The sequence below is a fragment of the Streptomyces antimicrobicus genome, from assembly GCF_020532625.1.
Lineage (GTDB): Bacteria > Actinomycetota > Actinomycetes > Streptomycetales > Streptomycetaceae > Streptomyces > Streptomyces antimicrobicus.
In genome coordinates this window covers 1-4,298 of sequence record NZ_JAJAUY010000240.1, presented here as the reverse complement: position 1 = coordinate 4,298, position 4,298 = coordinate 1, and the positions used below count along the sequence as shown (strand labels likewise).

Here is a 4,298-nt window from a genome sequence, read left to right as displayed (position 1 = left end):
TGGGCCGGCTCGCGCTGCGGCAGGCCGCGCTGCTGTCGGCGCTGGTCGCCGGGACGCCGGTGCCGGAGGGCTTCGACGGGCAGCGGGTGCGGGTGCAGGCCGAGGCGCTCCTGGCGAAGCGGGCCTCGGTGGTCCGCAAGGTCGCGCCGGAGCTGCCGGAGATCCTCGGCGGCCCCGCCTACCGCGCGGCGTTCCGGGCGTACGCCCGCAGCCGGCCCCTGACCGGCGGCTACCGCCGTGACGCCCTGGACTTCGCCGAGCACCTGCTGATCCAGGGCCTGCCGGACGACCCGAAGGCCCGTCGCCGTCTCACCACGTGGTGGCAGGACCGCGCGGGCGCCCGTCCGCGCGGCCTGGGCGCCCGGCTCCTGGACCGGCTGCGCGGCTTCGCGCCGGGCCGCCCGGAGCGGAGCCGGGACGGCGCGGCCGGGGACGGCGCGGTGCACGGCGCCGGGACGCCCGCCGGGGCGTACGCCGGCGCGGGTGGCGGGGCGGTTGCCGGCGCGGTTGCCGGGGGGAGGTCCACGGCATGACGGTCCTGGCTGTGCTGGTGTGGGTCGCCGTCCTCGTGTCGTCCGTCGGGCTGGCGCGTGCGGTGACGGGGACGCGGCCGGGGGTTTCGGTGTGGGCGCCGCAGGTCCACGACCTGTCCGAGGCGGCGTTCCTGGCCGGGGGGCCGGGACGGGTGGTGGACACCGCGCTGGTGTCGCTCCACAGCGACGGCCGGATGATCATCGGTGGGCCGGGGATCGTGCAGTTCCGGCCCGGGGCCCGGGCCGTCGAACCCGCCGAACTGGCCGTGGCGCACGCCTGCCTGGCCGCCCCCTCCGGCGGCCTGGGCCAGGTGCGCCACGACGCCATGCGGCATCCCGCCGTCCAGGAGATCGGCGACGCCCTGGCCGCGCGGGGCCTGCTCGCCCCGGCCGGCTCCGGCGGCCGGCGGCGGCGCGGGCAGCGCTGGGGCGCGGTCCAGGCCGGGCTGTGCGTGGCGGCGATCCCGCTGTCGATCCTGGCCACGTTCGTCGAGCTGGCGGTGCGCGACGGGTCCGGTGTGCCCTTCGTCTTCCTGGTGACGCCGGCCCTCGTCGTCGGGATCGTGCTGGGGACGCGGTACGCGGCCCGGGCGCGTTCCCGTACGACACCGGCGGGCCGGCAGGCCCTGGCCGGGGTGCGGGCCTTCCACCGCGCCGACCGGGCGCCGCACGTGCGGACGGCGCTGTACGGGCCGCGCGCGGTCGAGGACCCGGTCCTGCGTGCGCACCTGGTGGCCGCCGGCCGGTCCGGACCCGGTACGGGCCCCGGCCGGGGGCCCGGTTCGGGTTCTTCGTCCGGCGGGGACGACGGCGCCGCCGACGCCGTCCCGGTCGTGTGGTGCGCGGGGGTCGACGGCAGCGGGCCGAGCGGGTGCGGGAGCACGTCGGGCCACGCGTGCGGCGCGGGCGGGCGGTCCGGCGGGTCCTCCTGCGGCGGGGCAGGCGGCTCCGGTTGCGCCTCGGCCGGCTCCGGCTGTGCGTCCTCGCCGTCGAGCTGCGGCGGCTCCAGCGGTTCGAGCTGCGGCAGTTCGTCCAGTTCGAGCTGCGGCGGCAGCAGCAGCTCCTGACGCCGCGTCACCGCGGCCGGGGGGACGCCGCATGCCGGAGCCCGCGCCGGTGTCGCTGGACAGCGGCGCGGCGGTGGTCCTGAAGCCACCGCCGTCGCCCGCCGTCTGAACTTCCGGGGCGGGGTCTCCGGCTGCGTCGTTTCGGGGGCTGGGCCTCCCGATCCACCGGAGGAGGTCGGTCCTCCGGTCCTTCCCCCCAGGGGAGGTATCAGGCGAGCCCGGCCACCAGATCGGCGACGGACTTGCGGCGTCCGGTGAAGAACGGGACCTCTTCACGGACGTGCATCCGGGCCTCGGAGGCCCGCAGGTGACGCATCAGGTCGACGATGCGGTACAGCTCGTCGGCCTCGAAGGCCAGCAGCCACTCGTAGTCGCCGAGCGAGAACGAGGCCACCGTGTTGGCGCGGACGTCCGGGAAGCCCCGGGCCATCTTGCCGTGGTCGGCGAGCATCCGGCGCCGGTCCTCGTCCGGCAGCAGGTACCAGTCGTAGGAGCGCACGAAGGGGTAGACGCTGACGTAGTCGCGGGCGACCTCGTCGGCGAGGAACGCCGGGATGTGCGACTTGTTGAACTCGGCGGGACGGTGCAGCGCCATGTTCGACCACACCGGTTCCAGGGCGCGGCCCAGCTTGGTGCGGCGGAACAGGTTGTACGCGGTCTGCAGCTCGTCCGCGGTCTCGGCGTGCCACCAGATCATGACGTCGGCGTCGGCGCGCAGGCCGGAGACGTCGTAGGTGCCGCGGACGGTGATGTCCTTGGCGGCCAGCTGGTCGAACAGCTCCTGCACCTCGTCGGCGTAGCCGGTGCGGTCCTCCGGAAGCACGTCCTTCAGCTTGAAGACGGACCACAGGGTGTAGCGAATGACCTCGTTGAGGTCCTTGGCCTTCTTCCCCAGGTGGGGGATCTTCTCTGGTGCAGTCATGTGCCTATTGTCCCGTGTCCCGATCAGTGGTCCGCGCCAGGGGTCCCCGTCACGGCGTCGGCCGCCGCGCGGGCGCTCGCGACGCACGCCGGGATGCCCACGCCGTCGTAGAGCGCGCCGCACACCGCCAGTCCCGGGACCGCCGCCACGGCGGCCCGGATGCGGGCGACCCGGGCGGGGTGGCCGACGGGGTACTGCGGCAGTCCGCCGTCCCAGCGGGTGACGGTGGAGGCGATCGGCCGGGCGGCCAGCCCGACGGCGTCGCCGAGGTCGGCCAGGGAGGCCCGGACCAGGTCGGCGTCGTCGCGGGCGAGGTCGCGCTCGTCGCCGTGCCGGCCGACGGAGGTGCGCAGCAGGAAGAGCTCGGGGTCGGCGGCGGACCAGGCCCACTTGTTGCTGGAGAAGGTCGAGGCCTTGACCGTACGGCCGTCCACGGGCGGGACGAGGAAGCCGCTGGAGCTGCCGTCGGCCAGGGCGGCGGGCAGCTCGGACCGCTTGAAGGCCAGGGTGACCAGGGCCATCGAGGCGTACTCGACGGCGCGCAGCTCGGTGGCCGCGGCGGGGGCGAGGGCGTCCAGGAGCCGGGCGGCGGGCCCGGCGGGGACGGCGAGCACGACGGCGTCGGCGTCGAGGGTCTGCGTGCCCGCGGCGACCCGCCAGCCGTCGGCGGTGCGCAGGACCTCGCGCACCGGGGTCCCGGTCAGGATCCGCGCGCCGGCGGCCCGGCAGGCGTCGGCGACGGCGAGCGGCAGGCGCCCGATGCCGCCGGCGATGCCGGCGAAGAAGGCCCCGGTGGCGCCGGCCCCGGTCACCGTGGTCCGGGCGGCGGCCTCGGCCTGGACCGCGCGGACGGCCTCGGCGAGGGTGCGGTGGCTGCGGACGGCGTCGTAGAGCGCGGGGACGGCGGCGCGCAGGGAGATGCGGTAGGCGTCGCCCGCGTAGACGCCGCCGAGCAGCGGCTCGACGAGCCGGTCGACGACCTCGCGGCCCATCCGGGCGGCGACGTACTCGCCGATCGCCGCGTCCTCCCCGACCTCGGTGGGCGGCAGTTCGGCGTCGGCGGCGATCCGGGCCAGGCCCTCGGCCGAGAGGATCCCGGACGCGGCGAGCGGGGCGAGGTCGCCGGGGACGCCCATCAGGTGGCCGCGCGGCATGTCCCGCAGGACACCGCGGGTCCAGAGCCGGGCGGTGGCGGTGGCGGGGGGTTGCAGGTCGGCGCCCAGGCCCACGGCCTCGGCCAGTTCCACGGCCTCGGGGCGGCGGGCGAGCACCGATTCGGCGCCGAGGTCGACCGGGGCGCCGGCGAGTTCGCCGGCGTACAGCTTGCCGCCGAGCCGGGCGGTGGCCTCCACGAGGGTGACCCGGGCGCCCGCGCCGAGCAGCCGGTGGGCCGCGGCCAGTCCGGCGATGCCGCCGCCGACGACCACGACGTGGCGGGCCGGCCGGGCCGGCCCGTCCGCCCGTTCCGCGGGCGGGTGTGCCTGCTGCCGGCCCGGCCCGTCCGTGTCCCTGTCCGCGTCCGCCTCGTGCATGGCCCCATCGTCTCAGACCGATCACCGGCGGATCACCGAGGCCGGTCCGTGACCTCATCGGGACCGGTCCGGGACCCGGAGGGCGAAACCCGCCGGGGGGCCGGGAACGTCGAAGGGGCGACGTTGGTGAAGTCGACCCCGGGGGGTGGCCCTGATGGCCCTGACGAAGCACGCGTACCGAGACAGAACGGCCGTGGCGCTGGCGGTGGTCGCCCTGTCCGGGGCGCTCGCGCTGACCGGCTGC

The 4,298-nt window shown here is 76.9% G+C and carries 4 protein-coding genes; 2 read left to right on the top strand and 2 right to left on the bottom strand.

Going from position 1 to position 4,298, the window contains the following annotated elements; genetic code table 11:
* Together LG632_RS29670 and LG632_RS29665 are read left to right on the top strand one after the other, a co-directional pair.
* Positions 1-533 (top strand): SCO6045 C-terminal-like domain-containing protein (locus tag LG632_RS29670; RefSeq protein WP_508618721.1); only part of this gene is annotated, 533 nt, incomplete at its 5' end.
* On the top strand, positions 530-1,600 hold the full coding sequence (locus tag LG632_RS29665; RefSeq protein ID WP_226731021.1) for a TIGR04222 domain-containing membrane protein: 1,071 nt from the start codon (positions 530-532) through the stop codon (positions 1,598-1,600). The genes LG632_RS29670 and LG632_RS29665, both read left to right, overlap by 4 nt.
* Before the next feature lie 208 nt (positions 1,601-1,808).
* On the opposite strand, the gene hemQ is transcribed toward LG632_RS29665, so the two are convergent.
* Positions 1,809-2,522, bottom strand: coding sequence for a hydrogen peroxide-dependent heme synthase (gene hemQ / locus LG632_RS29660; RefSeq protein WP_125645067.1), 714 nt, complete (start codon positions 2,520-2,522; stop codon positions 1,809-1,811).
* 23 nt (positions 2,523-2,545) lie between these two features.
* Entirely contained in the window at positions 2,546-4,054 is a 1,509-nt protein-coding gene (hemG, locus tag LG632_RS29655; RefSeq protein WP_226731020.1) for a protoporphyrinogen oxidase, read from the bottom strand.
* Positions 4,055-4,298 lie beyond the last annotated feature (244 nt).